This is a genomic window from Aeromonas sp. A35_P (genome assembly GCF_002259925.1).
Taxonomy (GTDB): Bacteria; Pseudomonadota; Gammaproteobacteria; order Enterobacterales; family Aeromonadaceae; genus Aeromonas; species Aeromonas dhakensis.
In genome coordinates this window covers 1-23,520 of sequence record NZ_NEVB01000223.1, presented here as the reverse complement: position 1 = coordinate 23,520, position 23,520 = coordinate 1, and the positions used below count along the sequence as shown (strand labels likewise).

The 23,520-nt window shown below is 60.1% G+C and carries 14 protein-coding genes and 1 pseudogene; 10 read left to right on the top strand and 5 right to left on the bottom strand.

Going from position 1 to position 23,520, the window contains the following annotated elements; genetic code table 11:
• The 7 genes and pseudogenes from CAK78_RS17385 to CAK78_RS17355 form a co-directional block, all read left to right on the top strand.
• Window positions 1-304 (top strand): transposase (locus tag CAK78_RS17385; protein ID WP_141214104.1); only part of this gene is annotated, 304 nt, incomplete at its 5' end.
• Window positions 305-331: 27 nt separating this feature from the next.
• Complete coding sequence (locus CAK78_RS17380) at window positions 332-1,588, top strand: TolC family outer membrane protein (RefSeq protein ID WP_094698102.1); 1,257 nt, start codon at window positions 332-334, stop codon at window positions 1,586-1,588.
• Window positions 1,589-1,746: 158 nt separating this feature from the next.
• A complete protein-coding gene (locus CAK78_RS17375) occupies window positions 1,747-2,469 on the top strand; it encodes a transglutaminase-like cysteine peptidase (RefSeq protein ID WP_094698101.1) in 723 nt (240 codons plus the stop codon).
• Between the two features lie 3 nt (window positions 2,470-2,472).
• A pseudogene (locus CAK78_RS17370) lies at window positions 2,473-4,398 on the top strand (EAL domain-containing protein).
• Window positions 4,399-4,665: 267 nt separating this feature from the next.
• Window positions 4,666-9,651, top strand: a complete 4,986-nt coding sequence (locus CAK78_RS23190; RefSeq protein WP_254924815.1) for a retention module-containing protein — start codon at window positions 4,666-4,668, stop codon at window positions 9,649-9,651.
• Between the two features lie 86 nt (window positions 9,652-9,737).
• The gene (locus CAK78_RS17360; protein WP_094698099.1) at window positions 9,738-10,292 is read left to right on the top strand and encodes a hypothetical protein; all 555 of its coding nucleotides are present in this window, start codon (window positions 9,738-9,740) and stop codon (window positions 10,290-10,292) included.
• A 56-nt stretch (window positions 10,293-10,348) separates the two neighbouring features.
• Window positions 10,349-11,056, top strand: coding sequence for an SIMPL domain-containing protein (locus tag CAK78_RS17355; protein ID WP_176452841.1), 708 nt, complete (start codon window positions 10,349-10,351; stop codon window positions 11,054-11,056).
• 248 nt (window positions 11,057-11,304) lie between these two features.
• Here the strand turns inward: CAK78_RS17355 and CAK78_RS17350 are convergent, their stop codons facing one another.
• Window positions 11,305-12,681 carry an amino acid permease gene (locus tag CAK78_RS17350; RefSeq protein WP_094698097.1) on the bottom strand — a complete coding sequence of 459 codons (1,377 nt, stop codon included), beginning with the start codon at window positions 12,679-12,681 and terminating at the stop codon, window positions 11,305-11,307.
• A 362-nt stretch (window positions 12,682-13,043) separates the two neighbouring features.
• On the opposite strand from CAK78_RS17350, the gene CAK78_RS17345 reads away from it, so the two are divergent.
• Window positions 13,044-13,331 carry a hypothetical protein gene (locus CAK78_RS17345; RefSeq protein WP_094698096.1) on the top strand — a complete coding sequence of 96 codons (288 nt, stop codon included), beginning with the start codon at window positions 13,044-13,046 and terminating at the stop codon, window positions 13,329-13,331.
• Between the two features lie 90 nt (window positions 13,332-13,421).
• Here the strand turns inward: CAK78_RS17345 and ppsR are convergent, their stop codons facing one another.
• Window positions 13,422-14,234 (bottom strand): posphoenolpyruvate synthetase regulatory kinase/phosphorylase PpsR, encoded by an 813-nt coding sequence (ppsR, locus tag CAK78_RS17340; protein ID WP_094698095.1) that lies wholly within the window; start codon window positions 14,232-14,234, stop codon window positions 13,422-13,424.
• Between the two features lie 308 nt (window positions 14,235-14,542).
• Between ppsR and ppsA the strand changes: the two genes are divergently transcribed.
• Window positions 14,543-16,921: a phosphoenolpyruvate synthase gene (ppsA, locus tag CAK78_RS17335; RefSeq protein WP_176452840.1), complete on the top strand. Its 2,379-nt coding sequence runs from the start codon at window positions 14,543-14,545 to the stop codon at window positions 16,919-16,921.
• A gap of 299 nt (window positions 16,922-17,220) precedes the next feature.
• Window positions 17,221-18,198: an AraC family transcriptional regulator gene (locus tag CAK78_RS17330; RefSeq protein WP_094698094.1), complete on the top strand. Its 978-nt coding sequence runs from the start codon at window positions 17,221-17,223 to the stop codon at window positions 18,196-18,198.
• A 95-nt stretch (window positions 18,199-18,293) separates the two neighbouring features.
• On the opposite strand, the gene CAK78_RS17325 is transcribed toward CAK78_RS17330, so the two are convergent.
• From CAK78_RS17325 to asp, 3 genes are all read right to left on the bottom strand, one after another.
• Window positions 18,294-20,675: a beta-glucosidase gene (locus CAK78_RS17325; RefSeq protein WP_176452839.1), complete on the bottom strand. Its 2,382-nt coding sequence runs from the start codon at window positions 20,673-20,675 to the stop codon at window positions 18,294-18,296.
• 420 nt (window positions 20,676-21,095) lie between these two features.
• A complete protein-coding gene (locus tag CAK78_RS17320) occupies window positions 21,096-21,554 on the bottom strand; it encodes a serine protease chaperone (protein WP_045527249.1) in 459 nt (152 codons plus the stop codon).
• Between the two features lie 17 nt (window positions 21,555-21,571).
• Complete coding sequence (gene asp / locus CAK78_RS17315) at window positions 21,572-23,446, bottom strand: serine protease Asp (RefSeq protein WP_094698093.1); 1,875 nt, start codon at window positions 23,444-23,446, stop codon at window positions 21,572-21,574.
• Between the last annotated feature and the right edge of the window lie 74 nt (window positions 23,447-23,520).

Genomic DNA, 23,520 nt, shown 5'->3' with positions numbered 1-23,520 from the left:
TGCCGCAGATAAGGCCTATAGCAGCAGGGCTCTGCGGGCAGAACTCCGGCGCAGAAAGATAAAAGCGGTTATCCCGCAACGCAGCGACCAGCAACGGCACCATAAGGGACGTCCACTGGTGTTAGACAAAGCTCGTTATCGTAGGAGAAATGTGGTCGAACGGTGCTTCGGATGGCTGAAGAAGTTTCGCCGATTCTCAACGAGGTATGAAAAGCTGGCGGGAAGTTTTGCTGCTTTTATCAAGCTGGCTTTCTGCCTTCGTTACTTACGGGAACTATTGGTGGACAGAAAACCAGCATTTTGAGAACGCAGCCTAAGCCAGGCACAAACACTGGAGGAGTCAGTGGCACAGTCATTGGCTACCCATCCCAAAATCAAGGAAGCTTTTGATCTCTATCAGGCGCGACTGTATCAGCATGATGGGGCCAAAGGGGGTTACTACCCCACCATTGATCTGCGTGGCGGTGTCGGCTACGAGAAGACTGACAGCCCGACCACCCGTGCGGCCGGTGCAAACTCGACCACCATCGACGATTCAATGACTCGTAAAGAGGCTGGTATCAGCCTGCGCCAGATGTTGTTCGACGGCTTCAACGTCAGCAGCAACGTGGCGCGTACCGATGCCGAAGCCAATGCCCAGCGCCTGGCCATGATCTCCGAGGCGGAGAACACGGCACTGCGGGTGGCCGAGGTCTACCTCAACATGCTGCGCCAGCAGGAGATCCTGGAGCTGTCCAAGCAGAACCTGGAAACCCACGAGCAGATCCGCAGCGACATCAGCAAGCGGACCGATTCGGGGTTGGGTTCGACCGCTGACCAGACCCAGATCGATGGCCGGGTAGCCAGAGCCTACGCCAACCAGGCTGCCGCCGAGAACAACTATCGCGATGCCGAAAGCGAGTTCATCCGGGTGGTCAACGAAATGCCCAAAGATCTGGTGCAGCCGGTGCCCAATGCCGAGCTGATTCCGACCACACTGGATGCGGCCTTGAAGACGGCAACCGAAGTTCATCCGACACTGCTCTCCTCCCTGCAGGATATCGAAGCCGCAAAGTACCAGCATGAGGGTTCCAAATCCGGTTTTTATCCCAACGTCACCTTTGAAGTGGATCAAAACTGGAACGAGGATATCGATGCCGTCAAGGGGCGCAACGATGACCTGACCGCCATGGTACGCATGCGCTACAACTTGTTCCGCGGTGGTTCCGATCTGGCCCAGAGCAAGGCTACTTCCGCACTCTATTCCCAGGCCAAGGATATTCACATGAATGCCTTCCGTCAGGTAGAGGAAGGAACCCGCCTGGCCTGGAACGCAAAAGAGTCTTTGGCTAAACAGAAGACCTTCCTGAAAGAACACGTGGATGCCAGCTATGACACTGTGCAGGCGTACAAGAAGCAGTTTGGTCTCGGTCAACGTACCTTGTTGGACGTATTGAACACCGAAAACGAACTGTTTGAAGCACGCCGCAGCTACATTACCGCAGAGTATGACTCCCTGCTGGCGGATTATCGGATCCTCAATGCCACTGGCAGCCTGCTCAACGCATTCAATGTGAAGCAGCCGGCCGATTGGCAAGCCAAACAGTAATGGAGTGCGCATCAGGCTTGATGCGAGTGAAAGGGATGGTTGCAGCCGGGCTGCCGCCATCCCTTGTCTCTGACGGCCATCTCTGGCCAATGCAGTGAGCACCATTGGATCTGTCGAAGATGCATGTGACCGGATGGGATAGAGCAAGCAGTATCGGCATGGCGTCAACCTCGGGCTTGACCCAGCTGCTGCGCGCTCGCTGGTTACGCTGCTCACTCTGGCTGCTGCTGATATCTCTGCCGCTACTGCTCTCCGCCAGCCAGCCTCTTACCCCTGAAGATCTCAAACTGGTACAACGGGCACAGGAGACCTACGGCGTCAGAGCCGGCAAGCGGGTCACCACCTGGCGCACACTGGTTATGCAGAATCGCGCCGCCGGCCTGACCGACCGTCAGAAGCTGGAGAAGGTTAACCAGTTTTTCAACCAGATGCGGTTTATTGACGACATCAAGTTGTGGCGAAAAAAAGACTACTGGGCAACCCCGCTGGAGTTTTTGGGAGCGGCCGGTGGCGATTGTGAAGACTTCAGCATTTCAAAATACTTTACCCTGCTGGAGCTGGGTGTTCCGGATGAAAAGATGCGAATGGTCTATGTCAAGGCATTGGATTATAACCAGTTTCATATGGTCGTCGCTTACTATGAAACACCGTCTGCGGTGCCCGTCATTTTGGATAATTTGATAGGGTCGATCCGGCCGGCCAGTCAACGTAGGGATCTGGTGCCGATATACAGCTTTAACGGTAGTCACTTGTGGTTGATGAAGGCGCGTGGTCAAGGGGAACTGGCTGGACAGTCCTCACGCCTGGGATTATGGAATGATTTACGCAATCGCATGACGTCGGGGCGATTGGCTCAGCCTGTGTTGAATTTGGATGATTAACCTATGACGCTCTACAGACAATTATTGGCAACCATGTTGATCCTGTTCGGGTTGTTGTTTGCAGCTACCTATTGGGTGCAATTCAACTCGACTCGTACCTATCTGGCCCAACAGCAGGAAACCACCGTCATCAATACAGCCACGTCTCTGGGGCTGGCACTGACCCCTTATTTGGAAAATGGTGACAAGGTGGGGGCTGAGTCCGTCATTCAGGCGATATTTGACGGGGGATATTATCGTCTGGTCCGTCTGGACTTGCTGGCTTCCAAGGATGTCATCGAGCAGGAAAATACCAATAATATTCAAGGTGTTCCCCAATGGTTCATCAATCTTGGGTTGTTTCCCGAAGTATCCAATGAGTCGATCCTGACGTCGGGCTGGCTGCAACTGGGTAAATTGAAGGTCGTTGGTCATCCCGGCTAGGCCTATTACGAGTTGTGGCGTGGCATGAGTGAGCTTGCCAGCTGGTTCCTGATAGGTTTTCTCATCACCACCATCTTGCTCATGCGGGCACTCAACTACCTGCTCAAGCCGCTCAAGCAGATTTGTGAGCAGGCCGTCGAGATAGAGTTGCATCACTTTGGCCATGCCATTCCCGAACCCAAGACCCATGAATTGAAACAGGTGGTTCAGGCCATCAATACCCTCTCCAGCAAGTTGGCCGTGCAATTCAAAGAGCAGGCAGATGAGGCTGAAAAACTGCGGGAGCGGGTCTACGTCGACGCGGTCTCCGGCTTGGGCAACCGGGCTTATTTCGTGGGTCAGGTCAACGCCTGGATTGCAGAGGCCGGTCAAGGTGGTGTCATGTTGGTTGCCGTCGACATGCTGGACGATCTGTACCGCGAAGAGGGTTTTGCTGCGCGTGACAACATGGTCAAGTCGATAGCCCAGGCCTTGAAAGAACAACTTAAAGGGTGGGATGGCTCTGCTGTGGCACGGATCTCGGCAACGGAATATGCCCTGTTGTGTCCGACTGATGACCTTTCCCAATTGAAAGATTTGGCAGAAGTGATCAACAGTCGCATCGCCGATCTGGTGGTGAATCCCATGGGTGAGGGGGGCGCCTTGTCCGTCATTGGCATTGCTGGCCGAGATGGCAACGATGATTTGTCGGCTCTGTTGACCAAGGCTGACAATGCGCTCGGCAGGGCCCGCAATGAGCGTCGTGGTGCCGTGGTGATGGAAGGGGGCACAGATCAGGGGTTGATGGGACGCCTGGCCTGGCGTGATCTGGTTCAGGATGCGATTGCACGGCATTTGTGGCGTTTCAAGGCGCAGCCGGCCTGCCGATTTGATAATGGTCTGCGCATGCATGCAGAGCTGTTTGCCTCCATCTCTCGCGATGGTACCGATTATTTCGCAGGCCAGTTCCTGCCTGCCATCGAGCAGTTCAAGCTGGGCGGTGAGTTTGACCAGGCGATACTGGATGCGTCAGTTTCATTGTTGCAACAGCAACCAGACCTGGTCCTGGCGGTCAATATTACGGCCGGCTCGCTCTGTTCAGATGAATTCCGTACTTGGCTGACCGGTTATCTGAGCGACAATGCCGGATTGAAAGATCGCTTGCTGTTCGAGATCCCAGAAGCCGCCATCATGAAGCACAAGGAGCATGTGACAGCCCTGGTTCATGCTTTGCAAGAGCATGACTTTCAGTGGGGGGTGGATCACTATGGACGCCACTTCCAGTCACTGGGGTATCTGGAGGAGCTTGCACCTTCCTATGTCAAGGTTGACCACGGCTATACCAGCCAGGTCATGGAGCCTGGGGCTGATACTTCCTTCTTGGCTGCGGTATGTCGTGCAGCCCACAATGCCGGCGTTACAACCATTGCGACCAGAGTGGAAGATCAACACCAGGTCGAGTTGCTCTCAAAGCTTCATATCGATGGTTACCAGGGCTTTGTACACCCGGCATTTCCGTTGCCGTGAGCATGACCAAGCATTTCAGGGGGCCCACAAGGGCCCCTTTTTTATTCGAAAAGTTAATAAGTCTGTCTATTCTTAGCTTAATTAGGCTAGATGGCCTCATTTGATGTCTCGCAACTGATTGATTTGACGATATAAAAAAGAACATTCGATTTCGTACATTTTCTCTCCCCTGTTTTGACGTGAATTCCATACATTTTTGCAACGGATGCAAGAAGCACGGACATCTATGGTGTAGACATCGAGATCCGTCACGTTGGAGCAATGGATATGCGTACCCAAATCATCGATAAAACCGTTGTGGTTTCTGCCGTTGAAGGCAATGTGCAAATCGTGCTGGCTGATGGAAGCAGCCGTCCGCTGCAAAAAGGAGAGATCCTGCAACCCGGGGCAAAGCTCAACATTGCAGATGATGCCAAATTGCTGTTGGCGCCCTACGATGATTCACCTGTGGCGGCCACACCGGATGCGCCTGCCCATGATGCGCCTGCTACCGGCCAGCCACCGGCTCCGGATGCCGGAAATGCGGCCTCTCCCGATATAGCCGCCTTGCAAAAGTCAATTTTGCAAGGGGTTGACCCGACGCAAAACTTTGAAGCGTCAGCTGCGGGTGGTGCTCCGGCTGCAGGTGGTGGCGGTGGGATCGGTGGGGTTGCTGGAGCCAGCGGAAACGGCGGTTTTGTAACTATCGACAGGATTGGTGATGCCACTATCGCTGCAGCTGGGTTTGACACTACCTATCAGGCTGAGCCGGTGGTGGATACCCAGCAGATTGCGGAGCCCTTGCTGGTCAATGAACTGACGGATCAGGGAGAGCAACTGGTCGTTGCTGAAGATGGATCTCTGAGTGGTAATTTGCTCGACAACACGGTGAATACCGATGGGCCGCAAGCGGCGACGGTTGTAATCTTCAGCTGGGGAGACAACGCCAATATAGCTGCCGGTACCAGCGTGACCATCGACGGAGTAGGCACGCTCATCGTCAATACGGATGGCAGTTTCACATTTACCCCAGCCCCCAACTACGATGGCACCGTTCCACCAGTGGTGTATACCGTGACTGATGGCACTGATACGGTGCAATCCACCTTGGAGCTGACGATCACCCCTGTCAATGACCTCGCCGATGGGGGAGAGAATGTGACGGTGACGGAAGATGTAGTCGTGTCGGGCAACCTGCTTGCCAACACCATCGACAGTGATGGCCCGCAGGCGGCTTCCGTGTCTGGATTTAGCTGGGGTGGGGTTGCCAATGCCACCTTGGGTACACCAGTCAGCTTGGCAGGGATCGGCACTCTGCTGATCAATGCGGATGGTAGCTATCAGTTTACGCCGGCTCCCAATTATAACGGTCCCGTTCCCGTCGTCAGTTATACCGTCACCGATGGTGTAGATACTGTCCAATCCACGTTGACCATTGCCATTACGCCGGTTGATGAACCGGTCGAATTGGCTGGTCTGCAGATAGAAGGGGGAGAGCTGACGCTCAATGAAGCCTCCCTGGCAGATGGCAGTAATCCCAATGCAGCAGCCTTGACCCAGAGTGGTACTTTTACCTTCAGTGCAGCCGATGGTGTCCAGAGCTTGACCCTGGGTGGTGTTGCATTGATCACCAATGGGCAAGCCATCACTTCGTTCCCGCAAACCATCGTCAGCCCGTTGGGCAATCAGTTGACCGTTACCGGTATCAATTTCAACGCCGTTACCGGTACGGGAAGCGTGAGCTACAGCTATACCCTGAACGATAGCGAGACACATACCCAACCAGTTAACGATGCGTCACTGGTGGAGAGCTTTAACGTCGTGCTGGTTGATACGGATGGTGACACGGCCAACGGCAGTCTGGATGTTGTCATTCAGGATGATATTCCCAGCGTTACCCTGACCTCTAATGCGGAAGGGTTGGGAACTGTATCCGTCGATGAGAGCCTGGTCAGCCTGGGCGGGGTGGGCGGTGACGGGGTGGCCAGTGCCAGCCTGAGCGCGGCCACCGTGCAGGCCCAGTTCAACCCGGCCTTTGGTGCCGACGGGGCGGGCAGCATCGGCTACAGCCTGGCGCTGTCCGGCAACAACGTGGCGAGCGGCCTCTATGCGGTTGATCCGCTGGCCGCCAACGGCCAGGGGGCGGCGATCCTGCTCAATCAGGTGGGCAATGTCATCACCGGTAGCGCCGGCGGGGTGGATTACTTCACCCTGACCATTAACCCGACTAGCGGGGAAGTGACCCTGTCCCTGTTGGACAACGTCTGGCATGGCAATACCAGCAATGCAGATGACAGCGTGGCGCTGACCGTGGGGCAGGGCGTGCTGACCCTGGTGCAGACAGTGACCGACGCCGATGGCGACCGTGCCAGTGCGGCGGTGGATCTGGGCGCTAACAGCGTGTTCCGCTTCGAGGATGACGGCCCGCGGGCCGGGCTGGCAGAAGAAGCGCCGAGCCTGGGGGCGACCGTGGACGAGAGCCTGGTCAGCCTGGGCGGGGTGGGCGGCGACGGGGTGGCCAGTGCCAACCTGAGCGCGGCCGACGTGCAGGCCCAGTTCAACCCGGCCTTCGGGGCCGACGGGGCGGGCAGCATCGGCTACAGCCTGGCGCTGAGCGGCAGCAACGTGGCAAGCGGCCTCTATGCGGTCGATCCACTGGCCGCCAACGGCCAGGGGGCGGCCATTCTGCTCAATCAGGTGGGCAGCGTCATCACCGGCAGCGCCGGCGGGGTGGATTACTTCACCCTGACCATCAATCCGACCACCGGGGAAGTGACCCTGGCCCTGGTGGACAACGTCTGGCATGGCGACACCAGCAATGCAGATGACAGCGTGGCGCTGACCGTGGGGCAGGGCGTGCTGACCCTGGTGCAGACCGTGACCGACGCCGATGGCGACCGCGCCAGTGCGGCGATGGATCTGGGTGCCAACAGCGTGTTCCGCTTCGAGGATGACGGCCCGAGCGTGACCATCAATGGGGTAGCGGACGGCAGCATCACCCTGACCACCCAGGATGCGGACACTATCGGGCCGAACACCGACACGGCGAGTGCCAGCTTTGCGGCGGCGTTCCTGGCGGCGGCGGTGCCGAGCTATGGGGCGGACGGCGCGGGCAGCACCACGGTGAGCGGCTACAGCCTGAGCGTGACCGACAGCAACAGCGGGCTGACCAGCCACGGGCTGGCCATCACCCTGACCAAGGTGGGCAACGACATCGTGGGGTCGACCACGGACGGGGAGGTGTTCCGCATCAGCGTGGCGAGCAACGGCACGGTGACGCTGACCCAGTCTGAGGCGCTGGATCATCTGCCGCAGAACGTGAACGATAGCCTCATCAGCCTGGCCAGTGGCAAGGTATTGCTGAGTGCGACCGTGACGGTGGTGGATGGCGACAACGACACCGCGACCGGGACGGTGAGTGCAGACCTGGGTGGCAACATCAGATTTGAGGACGATGTGCCGCTTGTCATGACGCCCGCGATGGGAGTCATGCTGAACCAGTCCGGGCTTACAGAGACCTTCCTGCTGGATGGTGATGGCTCGCTGTTGAACAATTACGGTGCTGATGGCGGTTCGATCCGCTTTGACAGTAGTCTGAATGGCAGCAGTGGCCTGACCTCGGGTGGTTTGCCCATCACCTACGCCTTGTCGTCGGATGGTATCACCCTGACTGCTACAACAGCGGCCGGCACCGTGTTCATTGCCACCTTGCAGCCTGCATCCGGGACTTATCAGATCCAGATGATTGGCGAGGTCGATGGTGGGCAGACCACGATCGATTTCAATAACGGGGGGTACAACTTTGTTGGTGGCAATGCGTCCTGGGCCGGTTTCAATACGGTGGCCAATGACGACAGCAAGGATCTGCTGCTGACGGCGATGACCAATGGCGTGGACGGCGGGACAGTGAACACCTCTGCCAACACGGGGGGGATCAGTGGCGGGGCATCTGTTGGTCCGGGTGAAGCGATGCGGATCGATTTTGTCATCGACCTGACAGGCAGTCCGGTCAATGGTGGCTCTTATGGCAATCTGGCCAACCAGACCCATGCCTTTGAGGCACACTATGATGTGAATGGCGCCTCAGCCATGTTTACGGCGATCAATGGCAGCTCCAGTGTGAAACTGGTTGCCCGCCAGGATGTGGACACTGACAACGATATTGGCGATGGCAACAAGGAGTCGCTGACGGCTGTGGCCATCAGTTACAACGGGTCGACCAGGATCGTCAGTATTGGCGCCGGTATGTCTCAGACCGTGACGGTGGGGGGAAATAGCTTTACGGTCACTTTCACCGATGATGACCCGACCGCTGGCGTGGCTTATGTTGCGACTGTCGCCGGGGTGATCTCCAATACCAAGCTGGCAGCCTATACCGCAGATGGTTACAACAGTCTGGAGTTCCATTATGCCGCAGGGAGTGACTTCAAGATTGGTGATTTCGGCTCCAGCGTGGCGAACCCGGGTGTCCCGGTCAACTTGCAGTTGCCGGTCACACTGACGGACGGCGATGGTGATGCCGTTCATAGCAGCATCGGTTTGAGCCTTCTGCCGGATGCCCCCTTTACCGTGGACTATGGCGACTCCGTCAGCGCGGTGAATGTGACCCTGACCAGTACGCAAGGGCACGCCATCGGGTCCGATTTCGGAGACAGCATCACGGGCAATAGCCTTGATAACATCCTGTCGGGTGGTGATGGTGATGATCTGCTGTACGGGATGGGAGGCAATGACACTCTGGTTGGCGGGTCGGGCAATGATGTGCTGGATGGTGGCAGTGGAAACGATACCCTGTATGGGGAGTCCGGCAATGACACCCTGATCGGCGGAATTGGCAACGACATATTGCAAGGAGGAGATGGCAACGATCTGTTGATCGGTGGTCTGGGCAGCGACACCATGACGGGGGGGGCAGGCAGCGATACCTTCAAGTGGATTGCTGGCGATGCGGATGGCAGTACCGACACAATTACCGACTTCACGCTGGGCAATCCGACCGGCGGTGGTGATGTGCTGGATCTGTCGGATCTGCTGGTTGGTGTTCCCTCGGGGTTCAACAACAATGACCTGGCCACGGTGCTGGACAACTATCTGCAGTTCGACACCACGACCAACAAGCTGACCATAGACACGAACGGATCGGCAAGCGGCGGCTCTCAATTGACCGTCCAATTCCAGGGCAGCCTGGATCTGGATCAAAACGGAGGGCTCACAACCAACCACGACATCATCAAGCAATTGCTGGATGACGGTAATCTCAAGGTAGATCCGTAACCAGCGAACGGGGCCGGGCCATGCCTGGCCCCTGTTCTTTGACTGAGGGGGCGGCTAAGATAGCGGCAGTACAGGAGAAGGTCACCATGCAGTCATTTAATTGGATCGATATCGATGGCATTCGCTACAGCTGGGACGGGCAGGGCAGTATTACCTGTACCGGCCAGTTTGGCTATCACGCCACGATGGCGGGTGATCGGATTGATGCGCTGGATCTGGAGAGCGATGATGGCGAGGTGGCTGGTTCACTGAATGTGGACTTTGCTGCGGCCACTATCTCTTTTACGCCAGCCGTCGATGCAGAGCCGCCTCGCATGATGGTGCTGGTCGGTCATGAACAGGGGCAGCAGGAGTATACGTTGCAGAGTTTGAGCGATGTCTGCCTGCAGGATCTGCTCGGTCACTCTGATAGCATCGACTGTGCTCCCTTGGTGACCACCACGATGCCGGATCCGGTCACCCCCTTGTCCGGTCATGTTCTGTCGTGGGACTCCTTCCACTTTGATGATGTACTGCTCACTTCCCGCAGTGCGTCCCCTGTAACGGCTGGCCATCCGGAGCTGGCTGGCAGTGAGATCAGCATCAATATCGACATGACCAATCAGGTACTGGATCAGATCCCGCCGTTGCACGATATATGAATCCCATTCGGCGATGGGCATAATGACCTCACTCCAATAGATTGAGGTCTTTTTTTATGTGGCGTCCCCTGCTTACCCTGTCTGCCCTGGTTATCAGTGCACCCCTGTTTGCCCTTGAAGTGCCGCAAGCCCCCCATCTGGTGGTGAGCGGCTATGCCGAGCAAAAAGCAGAGCCCGACATGCTGACCCTGAATGTCTCCGTAACGGCGCTGGAGAAGCAGGGCATCAAGGCCAAGCAGCAGGTGGATGGTAAGGTTGCCGCCTTCTTTGGCCAGCTCGAAGGACTGGGCATCAAGCGCACTGACGTTGAGGCGGGCAATCTGGTGATCTCCCCGGAGTATCAGTATCCGCAGAACAAGAAGCCGGAACTGGTGGGCTATCGTGCCCAGCGCCAGCTGGCGGTCAAGCTCTATCAACTCGACAAGCTGAGCGAGCTGATGGATACCGCGCTCAAGGCCGGGCTGGAGTCCGTCTCCCAGATTGAGTACGGCCTCAAGGCACCGCAAGCCATGAAAGAACAGGCTCGCCTCGGTGCGGTCGAGGATGCCAAGAGCAAGGCGGAGTCGCTGGCCAAGGCGTTTGGCATGAAGCTCGGCAAGGTCTACAGCGTCGAGTATCGCAACAATACTCCCATGCCGGTCTACAGCCGGGCTCTCAAGGTCGCCGCCATGGCGGCACCCGCGGCGGAGATGGTGGACAACAGCTATCAGCAACAGCAGATCACCGTCACTGACAACGTGGAAGCCGTCTTCTTGCTGGAATAATCCAGCGGCTTTCACCCCTTGTCGTCTCCAGGCCCGAGCCCAGTGTCTCGGGCTTGTTGCTTTCCGGGAGCTGCCCTCTTGCAAGCAGATTTTGCCGGGATCTGCCGGCCCGTTCTTGAGGCTGATCCCGGCCTGGGCTATCTGCATGGGTGAAGAGGGGGGCCGATATGGATGTTGGTTCGCGGAGGGAACGCCGGCCAGAAAAATGCCGGTCAGTGACCGGCATTGAAGAGGTGCGAGGAAAGGGGTTAGCCGAGGTTGGTCGCCACCCGTCTCTGGCGTTTTTGTTTGAGCTGATAGCCGATGGCCAGCACGATGATCCAGACCGGGATGAGCAGTACCGAGATCTGGATGCCCGGGGTCAGGTACATGATGACCAGGATGCCAGCCATGAAGGCGAGGCAGAGATAATTGCCGAACGGGTACCAGAACGCCTTGAACTTGGGCTGAACGCCTTCTGCGACCTTGGCTTTGCGAAACTTCAGGTGCGCGAGACTTATCATGGCCCAGTTGATGACCAGGGCGGAGACCACCAGCGCCATCAGCAGTTCGAACGCCTTGCCCGGCATCAGGTAGTTGATGAGTACGCAGAGCAGGGTTGCCGCGGCGGAGACGGAGATGGCCACTACCGGCACACCGCTCTTGTTGGTCTTGAGCAGGCTGCGTGGGCCGTTGCCCTGCTTGGCCAGACCAAACAGCATGCGGCTGTTGCAGTAGACACAGCTGTTGTAAACCGACAGCGCTGCGGTCAGTACCACCATGTTGAGCACGGTGGCCACCAGATTGCTGTCCAGTGCGTGGAAGATCATGACGAAGGGACTGCCACCTTCTACCACCTTGCCCCAGGGGTAGAGGGACATCAGCACGGCCAGGGCGCCGATGTAGAAGATGAGGATCCGGTAGATCACCTGATTGGTGGCCTTGGGGATGCTCTTCTCGGGATTGTCGGCCTCGGCGGCCGTGATGCCGACCAGCTCGAGCCCGCCGAACGAGAACATGATCACCGCCATCGCCATCACCAGACCGCTGATGCCGTTGGGGAAGAAGCCGCCCTGGGCCCACAGGTTGCTGACGCTGGCGTCCGGGCCGCCGTTGCCGCTGGCCAGCAGGTAGCCGCCGAAGCCTATCATGCCGATGATGGCCACCACCTTGATGATGGCGAACCAGAACTCCATCTCGCCAAACGCCTTGACGTTGGAGAGGTTGATGGCGTTGATCAGCACGAAGAAGAAGGCCGCCGACATCCAGGTCGGGATCTCGGGCCACCAGTACTGAACATAAATGCCCACCGCGGTCAGCTCGGCCATGCTCACCAGCACATAGAGCACCCAGTAGTTCCAGCCGGAGGCAAAGCCGGCGAAGTCACCCCAGTATTTGTAGGCGAAGTGGCTGAAGGAGCCGGCTACCGGCTCTTCCACTACCATCTCGCCCAGCTGGCGCATGATCAGGAAGGCAATAAAACCACCGATGGCATAGCCAAGCAGCACGGAGGGGCCCGCCATCTTGATGGTCTGGGCAATGCCGAGAAACAGGCCGGTGCCGATGGCGCCGCCCAGTGCGATGAGCTGGATATGGCGGTTTTTCAAACCGCGCTTCAGCTCCTCGCCGTTTTGTTGAAGATCCATTCTTCCTTCCTTACGTCTTCTGAAGTCATTCGTCTGTCATCTCGTCCGTCGGGTCACTCCATGTGACCGTGCACGGCAAAGCGTGCCTGAAACGTGACGAAGTCCGTATTTATTTCGTTACAGTGGGTCGCTTTCTGTTTTTTATGGCGACTACCAACGGAAGCAGAATAGTGATAATCCATCGCCGATGCACCTGTTTTCCTCATCATTCGCTGGTTTTTTCGGCAAAAGGCAGGTTTTTAGGGAGCGAGGAAGCTGGCAGGGAAGTGTTTGGCTATATTGTGAACAATCGAATGCTGCCCGGTTGACTCTTATGGTATTTCCTGTTTTATGAAGCCTCCTCTGCAACAAGGATGCGCTTCATGCAACGTATTATTGGCAGTTTGCTGGCCGTCGCGCTGTGGTTGGCCGTGTGGCTTTCGCCCCTGCTGCTGACCATGGCGGCGGGATGCCTGCTGGTGTGGGCCGTACAGGGTGATGACTATCTGGTGATGCACCTGCGGGCTGTCTTGTTGATCGCCGGTGCCATCGGCCTGCTGCCGGCCCTCTGGCTGGCTGAACGGGTTCGGCGGCGTCACGGTGTGCTCAACTTCTACGCCATGCTGATGAACAACAGAGAGCTGAACCGCCCGGGCTCCCAGCCCCGTTGAGGTTCAGTCCACAAGCGCCGGATACAAATGTATCCGGCGATTTTTCATGGTCGTTTGCCGTATCGCCAGCTTGCCGGCGGGCGGCGTTTCTCAATAAAGCTGACGACGCAGGCCGGTGGCCTCGAGGATCTTGGCGCTGATCTCCTCCACCGAATGGGAGCTGGTGTCGAGGAAGCGGATCGCCTCCTGGCGAAACAGCCGCTCGACGCAGGCCAGCTCCTGTTCGCACTGCTCCAGCGAGGAGTAGCGGCTGTTGGCGCGGCGCTGGTTGCGGATCTCGTGCAACCGCTGGGGGGCGATGGTGAGGCCGAACAGCTTGTGGCGATTGGCCTTGAGGGCGGCCGGCAGATCCAGAACTCCCATGTCCTGCTCGATGAAGGGGTAGTTGGCGGCGCGAATGCCGAACTGCAGGGCCAGATAGAGGCTGGTCGGCGTCTTGCCGCAGCGGGAGACCCCGATCAGGATGATGTCTGCCTCCTCATACTCCTTGGTGGTGATGCCATCGTCATTGGCCAGCGCGAAGTTGACCGCCTCGATGCGATCGTCATAGAGCTTGCGGTTCTCCATGCCGTGGGTGCGGTGCAGCCTGGGTTCGGCCTTCACCCCGAGCTCGTACTCCAGCGGGCTGACGAAGGTGTTGAGAAAGTCGTGGCTGCTGGCCTGGGCCTTGAGCACCTCCTCGCGCACCTGATGATCGACGATGGTGTGGAACAGAATGGGGCGAACCCCGGTCTGGCGAAATTGCTCGTCGATGCGCATCCGTACCTGGCGCGCCTTCTCCAGGGTTTCGACAAAGGGGATGGTGATCTGCTCGAAGGCCAGCGGAAACTGGCTCAACACGGCGTGGCCGAACACTTCGGCTGTGATGGCGGTGCCGTCTGAAACATAGAATACGGTGTGCACTGGGGGCTCCTGTGAGGGGGTCGGCGAGCTGGCTAGCAAGAAGTATCTCTCGAAACCATATCGTTTTTGTCAACCGGTCTGCCGTGCCCAAGTTGTGAAGTGGCTTGCAAACCTGAGTCGTTACCTTTTTGTGTTGGTATTGTAGAATGTCTGTGTCATTCGACCATCCCCAAATCTTGCTCGGGGATTTTTTTGACAATAAGTAGAAAACGTTTTCATGGTCGTTGGCAACAGTAGAAACAGACAATAACGCACATAAACTGGCGCACAAGGTGCCATGGCGGCACAGTGCCCACCAACCTGGAGACATGCAAGTGCAACAGTACGTACTCTGGTACGAGCAACTCGGAATGCAGGACGTAGAACGAGTTGGCGGCAAAAATGCATCCCTTGGCGAGATGATCAGCAACCTCTCTGGTGCCGGAGTTTCCGTGCCGGGCGGGTTTGCCACCACCGCCTTTGCGTTTAACGAGTTTCTGGAGTCAAGCGGCCTCAACGGCAAGATCCACGATCTGCTCGACAGCCTGGATGTGGACGACATCGCCGCCCTCAACCGGGCAGGCCAGCAGATCCGTGACTGGGTGATTGAAGCCCCGTTCCAGAGCGAGCTGGAGCAGGCGATCCAGGTTGCCTACGACAAGCTCAGCGGCGGGCTTGACGCTTCTTTTGCGGTGCGCTCCTCCGCCACTGCCGAGGACATGCCGGATGCCTCCTTTGCCGGCCAGCAGGAGACCTTCCTCAACGTGCGCGGCATCGACGCCGTCATGATTGCCGTCAAGCATGTGTTTGCTTCACTGTTCAACGATCGCGCCATCTCCTATCGGGTACATCAGGGCTATGACCACAAGGGGGTCGCCCTGTCGGCCGGGATCCAGCGCATGGTGCGCTCTGATCTCGCCGCCTCCGGCGTCATGTTTACCCTGGATACCGAGTCGGGTTTCAACGACGTAGTGTTCATCACCGGCGCCCAGGGCCTTGGCGAGATGGTGGTGCAGGGGGCGGTCAACCCCGACGAGTTCTACGTGCACAAACCGACCCTCAAGGCAGGACGCCCGGCGGTGGTGCGCAAGACCCTCGGCTCCAAGCTCATCAAGATGACCTATTCCGGCGATGCCAGCCACGGCCGTCAGGTGCAGATCGTCGATACCGATGAGGCCGAGCGCAGCCGCTTCTGCATCACGGATGCCGAGGTGATGGAGCTGGCCAAGCAGGCCCTCATCATCGAGCAGCACTACGGCCGCCCGATGGACATCGAGTGGGCCAAGGACGGGCAGGATGGCAAGCTCTACATCGTGCAGGCTCGCCCGGAAACCGTGCGCAGCCGCCAGGAGGCCAACACCCTCGAGCGCTTCGCCCTCAAGCAAGCGGGCAAGGTGCTGATCGAGGGGCGCGCCATCGGCCACAAGATCGGGGCGGGCCCGGCGCGGGTCATCTCCTCCATCAGCCAGATGGACGAAGTGCAGCCCGGCGACGTGCTGGTCACCGACATGACCGACCCGGACTGGGAGCCCATCATGAAGCGGGCCTCAGCCATCGTCACCAACCGTGGTGGGCGTACCTGTCACGCCGCCATCATTGCCCGCGAACTGGGCATTCCGGCGGTGGTGGGTTGCGGTGATGCCACCAAGCGCATCGAACCAGGCCAGCTCATTACCGTCTCCTGCGCGGAAGGGGACACCGGTTTCATCTACGACGGCGAACTCGACTTTGACGTGGCGGTGACCGAGGTGGGCAACATGCCGCGCCTGCCCATCAAGATCATGATGAACGTCGGCAACCCGGACAGGGCATTCGACTTCGCCCAGCTGCCGAACGCCGGTGTCGGTCTGGCCCGCCTGGAGTTCATCATCAACCGGATGATCGGGGTGCACCCCAAGGCGCTGCTGGAATTCGACCAGCAGAGCCCCGAGCTCAAGGCCACCATCGGCAAGATGATCGCCGGCTACGAGAGCCCGCGCGAGTTCTATGTCGCCAAGCTGACCGAAGGCATCGCCACCCTGGCCGCCGCCTTCTGGCCGGAGCGGGTGATCGTGCGGATGTCGGACTTCAAGTCCAACGAGTACGCCAACCTGGTGGGTGGCCGTGGCTACGAGCCTCACGAAGAGAACCCGATGATCGGTTTTCGCGGTGCGTCGCGTTACATCGCCGACAGCTTCCGCCCCTGTTTTGCCCTCGAGTGCGAGGCGATCAAGCGGGTGCGCGATGTCATGGGGCTGACCAACGTCGAGGTGATGATCCCCTTCGTGCGCACCGTGGGCGAGGCGGAGCAGGTGATCGACATCCTGGCCGAGAACGGTCTGCGCCGTGGCGAGCGGGGGCTCAAGGTGATCATGATGTGCGAGATCCCGAGTAACGCCCTGCTGGCAGACAAGTTCCTCGAGCACGTGGACGGCTTCTCCATCGGCTCCAACGACATGACCCAGCTCACCCTTGGACTTGACAGGGACTCGGGCCTTATCGCCCACCTGTTCGACGAGCGCAACGAGGCGGTCAAGGCGCTGCTGGCGATGGCCATTGCCGCCGCCCGCAAGGCGGGCAAGTATGTGGGGATCTGCGGCCAGGGGCCATCCGATCACCCGGACTTCGCCGCCTGGCTGGTCGAGCAGGGGATTGACTCGGTGTCGCTCAACCCGGATACCGTGGTCGATACCTGGCTCTATCTGGCCGAGCAGCACAAGGCGAGCTGACGCAGGCTGCACAGCTCCCATCAAGATGGCGCCCACGGGCGCCATTTTTCATGACTGAACCTGACGCAACTGGTCCGATATGGCGGCCGAATGTGCCCAAATAGGCGCGCTGGCGCGTGCTTTTACACTCCGTTACATCTGCTCGCTTTGCAACCGCCCCATAATGGTCGCGCCAACCCGCTGCACGGGGTGGCAGGCCCGCCGCCAGTGGCGGGCGGGGGATCACGAGCAGTTTCCTGTCAGCACGGAGGCCAGGACGGCAGATGTCACAGAGCGTATCAAATCAGGTGATCAGACGAATGCTGGGTGCCTGCCAGCAGCAGGGAGGCGATCCCGATGCGATTCTGATGGCGGGCGGCCTCACGTCGTTCGACATCGAGCGGGAGCAGGGGCGGCTGCCAGCCCACAGCCACTACCGGATGCTGCAACTGATGCAGCCCTATCTGGCCAGTTTTCACGAGACCATCCTCTCCTACGACATCGGCCAGCTCTACCAGCACTATCCACCCCTCATCAGCCTGTGCCTGAACCAGCCCTCGCCGCGGGCGGCGCTCGAGGTGCTGCTGGCCTATCGTCCCATCATCGGCAGTTGTGACGAACTGCGGGTGCGGCGGGGGGCGCAGGCCAGCCAATACCTGTATGTCAATCAGGGGCCCGCCAGCCTGGGGGCGAGTCAGGCCATCCCCAACTTCATCATCCTCTACCGGATTTTGCGGGTCTATCTGGCGGATCCCCGGGTCTCGGTGGGCTTCACGGGGCAGCCGCCAGCGCGCCATCAGCTGCTGGATCAGTTCTTTGGAACCCGTTGCCGCTGGGAGCAGGGGGAAAACACCCTGACCATCGACAACGCCCAGCTCGACTGCCCCAGCCACTGCTATAACGAGCCGCTGGGTCGTCTGCAACTGGCCCAGCTGGCGCAGATCTGCGCCGACATCGCCGAGCGGGCCCCCTTTGCCTGTCTGGTGGGGGAGCGGATCCGCCACAAGATCCGGGAAGGGGAGCTGGAGAGCGACGAGAGCCTGCTCAAGGAGGTGTGCGCCGCCATGAATGTCAGCCGCTGGACCCTGAATCGCAAATTGCAGGGGGAGGGGAGCAGCTTCTCCACCCTGCTGAGGGACGCGAGGGTGAGCGAAGCCTGCCGCTTGCTGGGGGAGGGGGATCAGCCGCTGCAGAACATCAGCGATCGGGTCGGCTTCTCGTCCCAGAGCGCCTTCAACCGCTTCTTCAAGGCCAACACCCGGATGACGCCGCTGGCCTATCGCAACGCCCGCCAATAAGAACGGGACCGGCGCAAGGCCGGTCCCGTGGTCGGGTCATTGCTGGGCAACTGTCAGGGATGGCCGGGCTGGGTGCCCGGCCTTGCCTGCCTCTGTTAGCGGGTGATGGTGGTGACGCTGGCGGGATCCACTCCGGCCGGCAGTGCCAGTGCCCCCGGCGTGGTGTTGCTCACCACTATCTCCTTGCTCACCGTGAAGCTGACCGGCGTGATGGCGGAGACATCCGACGAGGGGCTGATGTAGGCGCTGTAGCGACCCGGCTCCACGATCCACTGGTTGCTGGCCTCATCGAAGCTGGCGAGGATGCTGGCCGGAATGGTGAAGCTCAGCTGTTCGCTGGCCCCCGGTGCCAGTTGCGCCGTCTTGACAAAGGCCTTGAGCTCGATGAGCGGTTTCTTCAGCTTGACCTCGGGGGCGGTCACATAAACCTGGGCTGCCTCCTTGCCTGCCACGGCGCCGGTATTGGTGATGGTGGCGGTCAGCAACAGGTTGCCGGCGCTGCCGCCCTCCAGGGTATTGCTGGTGATGGCGGGGTTGGTGTAGCTGAAGCTGGTGTAGGAGAGACCGAAGCCGAACGGGTAGGAGACCGCCTGCTCGAAGGTGCTGTAGTAGCGATAGCCCACGTAGATCCCCTCGTTGTAGTAGAGATCGTCCGGTTCGCCGTCCCCGTCGGTGTCCTCGCCCGGGAAGGTGCCGGCAGAGGGTACGCTGGCGTAGCTGTGCGGGAAGCTCTGGGCCAGCTTGCCACTCGGGTTGACCGCGCCGGAGAGCACGTCCGCCACCGCGTGGCCGGTCTCCTGGCCAGCCATGTAGGCCAGCAGGATGCCATCCACCTTGTCGCCCCACTGGGCGGTGTCGATGACGCCGTTGACGTTGAGCACCACCACCACCTTCTTGCCCTGGGCGTGGAAGGCGCTGCTCACCGCGTCGATGAGGGCGCGTTCGTCATCACCGAGCAGATAGTCCCCCTTGCCGCTGCTGCGATCCGCCCCTTCCCCGGCCTGGCGGCCGATGCTGATGACGGCGGCTTGCTGGGTGGCGGCCGCATTGGCGATGAGGGCCGCCAGATCGCCGCTGATTGGCGCCTCGGCGCAGGTGTAGTAGCCCTTGGCGCCAAATTGCCCCTCGTGATAGACCTTGTTGTTCTCGTAAAAATCGCGGTAGTAACTCTGCAACGCCTCGTTGACCGGGAAGCGTGCCGCCAGTCCCTGCGCGATGGTGGTGGTGCTGGCGGCGTTCACATCCCCGCTGCCGGTGCCGCCCTTGTAGGTGTTGATCTGGTTGATGCCAAAACTGGCCAGGCTGCTGCTTGTCGCCAGCGGCAGGGCCGCGGCCTCGTTGCGCAGCAGCACCATGCTCTCGGCGCCGGCCTGACGGGCCAGTTTGGCATGGGCGGTCAGATCCGGACTGTTGCTGATGGCCAGCTGGTTGTAGGAGGGGCTCTTCATCACCTGGGTCAGGATGTGGATGGCGGCCTCGTTCACCTTGGCCTCGTCGAGATCGCCGTGCTCGATGGATTGCTGCAACTGCTCCTTGACGTTGCCAGGCTCGATCAAATCCTGCCCCGCCAGCACCTGCTTGTAGGCGTTGTTGGCCACGTCGCCGGCAAACCAGTCGGACATCACCAGGCCGTCGAACTTCCACTCGCCGCGCAGCAGGTCGGTCACCGCATCCCTGCGCTCGTTGACATAGGTGCCGTTGACCTTGTTGTAGGAGGTCATCACCGCCCAGGGCTGGGCCTCGTCCACCGCTATCTGGAAGCCGCGCAGGTAGATCTCGCGGAAGGTTCTCGGTTCGCCGATGTCGTTGATCTGGTTGCGGTTGGTCTCGGAGTTGTTGCCGAAGTAGTGCTTGATGGTGGTGCCTACCCCGTTGCTCTCCACCCCGTTGACCATGGCGGCGCCGATTTTGCCGGTGAGCAGGGGATCTTCCGAGTAGTACTCGAAGTTGCGGCCATTGAGCGGGTTGCGCTGGATGTTCATGCCCGGGGCCAGCAGGATGTCGACCCCGTACTGGCGCACCTCGTCCCCCATGGCTTCACCGACGGCCTTGACCAGCTTGACGTCCCAGCTGGAGGCGAGCAGGGAGCCGATGGGCCAGGCGGTGGCGTAATAGCTGGTGCTGTCACCGTCGCGGTTGGCGTTGATCCGCACCCCAGCCGGTCCGTCCGCCAGTTTGAGGGCCGGAATGTCGATGCCGTCTGCGCTGCGCAGCACGCCGTTGATGTAACCCGCCACGCCGGGCACATCCTGCTTGACGTTGATGGCGCCGTTGGCACTGCCGTAACCGGGGCCGGAGAGCAGATCCAGCTTCTCGCTCAGGGTCAGCTTGGCCACCATGGCCTCGGCCTGGCCGCGGTAATAGGCATCGTCCTTGACCAGGGGATCCGAGTCATTCTGGTTGCAACCGACCAGCAGGCCGGCCAGCGCTAGGCTGACACCCAGTGAAACCGCTTTCAATTTTGTGGTGATAGGCATGAAGACGTCCTCGTAACTGTCTGAATAAAAATAAAAAGGAGATATCGACACCGGGTGGAAGGCATCCGCCCGGGCTGGGCCGCTCTGCTGGCGGCTGCCATTGGATATCGCAAGGAAGGCCGAACGGGCCCGTGGGCAGGCGTTTGGCAGCAGGCAGGTTAACAAGTCGGGCGAAGGCCGCCTTGCCCCGGGGGGGCGAGAAATGTGCCGACGGGAGCAAGGGGGCCGAGTTGTGAGCAAGGTCGCATCGAAAGGCGGTGCCAAACCAAGGGCTGAAAGTGACAAGAGGGGAGAGGGGCAGGGGAGATTGGGAAAACGGGTGGCCTGATGGCCAATGACGCTGGCCGCGGGCAACACGCGAGGGGGCCACTGGCCCCCTCGAAGATCAGCTGATATGCCCGGGCAATGGCCCGGAGCGGTTTACTTGGGCCGTTTGAGGGCCCCGGCGAGTTCAATCTGCACCTTGACCCCCTCCTGCTTGAGCGCTGTGGCGACGGCGTTCAGATCGGTGCCCGGCTTGGCTTCCAGCAGGGCGATGCCGCCGCTGCTCTGCTTGAAGCGCAGGCCGTGACGGCTGGCCAGCGCGCTGGCCTGGTTGTCATCGGCTTCCACCAGCAGGGTGCCGCTGGCGGTGAGCTGTGGGCTGGCCACCCCTTGTAGCAGCACATCGCCGCTGCGCAGGGTTTGCCGGGGCGCCTTGCCGTCTGCGCTGCGGGCGACCCGCTGCTTGCTGCCGTTGTCCGGGGTGAGGTAGGTCTGACCGTTCACCTCGATGGTGCGGTACTGCTTGCCGTCGATCACCACCGATTCATCGGCGGCGTGCACGCCGGCCGAAGCCAGGAGGCCGGCCAGAGCCAGGCCGAGTAAGCTGTGTTTCATCTTGTGACTCCTTGTGATCATGAGCGGGCGGCATCGTGGCCGATCACCCGCAGGGACCAGTTGAGCAGTTGACCCGGCTGGCTGTTGTTGCGCTCGGTCAGGGTGCTGCGGCGGTTGGTATTGAGGTCAACCAGCGTCAGCTGGCGGCTGCTATTGGAGACGTCGGTCACCTCCAGTCGCCACTCGCCCTGGGCCGCTTCGCCATAGAACTTGTGAGAGAGCATGCGCATGTCGCGCAGACCCTTGGTGCGCACGTAACCCAACTGCTGCCGGTCGAGGGATTGCCCCACCAGGCTGTTGTTGGGGTTGAGCAGCACGCTGCGAGTGCCGGACGGGGAGACCAGCTCGATCAGCAGGTCGGGCAGACGCTGGTGATCCAGGCTCACCGTGACCTGGACCGCCTCGACGGTCAAGGCCTGCGCCACCTGGGTGCTGGAGCGGGTGGCACTGCTGCCCACATCCGCGATGCTCCCTTCACTGCGCGGCACCGTGACCTTCTGAGCCGTCAACTGCACCAGCGGCGGCAGCGGAGTGTGGTTGGCGGCCGCCGTCAGGGTCTTGTTCACGTCGATAAGACCAAAGCCGTAGGTGGGGCTGTACCAGAGGCCGGCGGCGTTGCGCTCCCACCCTTCCAGGCCGGTAACCTGGCGGCGCTGGCCGTTGGCGGCGGTATAGCTGACCTGGACCGGCTGCTGGCCGGCATCGATGCGGGTAGCGTTGCGGGCCAGCAGATCGCGCAGATCCCGCACCGACAGATCCGGGTAGGCGGACATCAGCAGCGCCATGGCGCCCGAGGTGTTGGGGGTGGCCGACGAGGTGCCGTTCATCACGCCGTTGTAGTCACAGGTGGCATCCAGCTGCGGGTTGTTGTGCAGCCGGTTGGTACTGGGATCGTCGGTGCGGTTGTAGCCCATGTCGCAGCCGGGCAGATCTGTGGTCACCATGGCCGGCGCATCGGTGCCGTACTCCCCGCCGGGGGCGCTCAGGAAGACGTTGCTGCCGACGCTGGAGTAGGAGGAACGCACTCCGTCGGCGTTGATGGCGCTCACCACCAGATTCCAGAAGTTGCTGTTGGAGGGGTCTATGTTGCTGTTCTCGAACGGCAGCTTGGGCAGGGCGCCGGTGCGGCTGAACATGTAGTCACCCGCAGCGATGCGGTTGAAGCCGTTGCCTGCCGCCTTGATATAGGCCGCGCCCTGCGCCTGCTGGGTCTGCTGCTCGAACAGGCGGTCGAGCTGAACCTGGTCCAGCCCGCTGGCGCTTTGCGGATCCACCAGGCTCATGCCGTAGCTCTGGTTGAAGACCCGGTTGTCGGCGGTGGCGGGGCTGCCGCCGAGCGCATAGAGCCAGTCTTTCTGCAGTTGCTTGCTGCGCTCATCCAGCAGGTTGAACCCCTGCAGCTGGACGCGAGGGGCCACCCCCAGGGTGCCGATGCGGTTGTCGACCGCCCCGATAAGGCCGGAGACAGAGGTGCCGTGGGCACTGTCCGGATCGGTCGGGGTGGGGTCGCTGCTGCCGGTCACCACGTTCTTCGAGCCGGGGCGAACGTTGTCGGCCAGGTCCGGGTGGGCGATGGCCAGGCCGTCATCCACCACGGCCACGTTGATGCCCTGACCCTGCACGCCGGTACGGTGTGCCCACCAGAGGTTGAGGTCGTTGCCTGCCACGCCGCCGCGGGGGCTGAAGGCATTCTGGCCGCTGTTGAGCAGGTGCCACTGCTGATCCTGCAGCGGGTTGATGCCGGGCAGGCAGCGCGCTGCGCTGCTGCGGCCGGTATCTAGGCCGGCTTCCTTGCCGGTCAATGGGGTGCAACTCTCACTCGCCTGAACTGAAGCGATGGGCAGGGCCGAGAGCAGGGCCGAGATTGCCAACGCTAACGATGTTTTTCTCATTAATAAACTCCATCTTATATCGCACCGTCCTGGGTGCGACTGGCATCTATACATGGGAAAAATAGAGTCAAAAA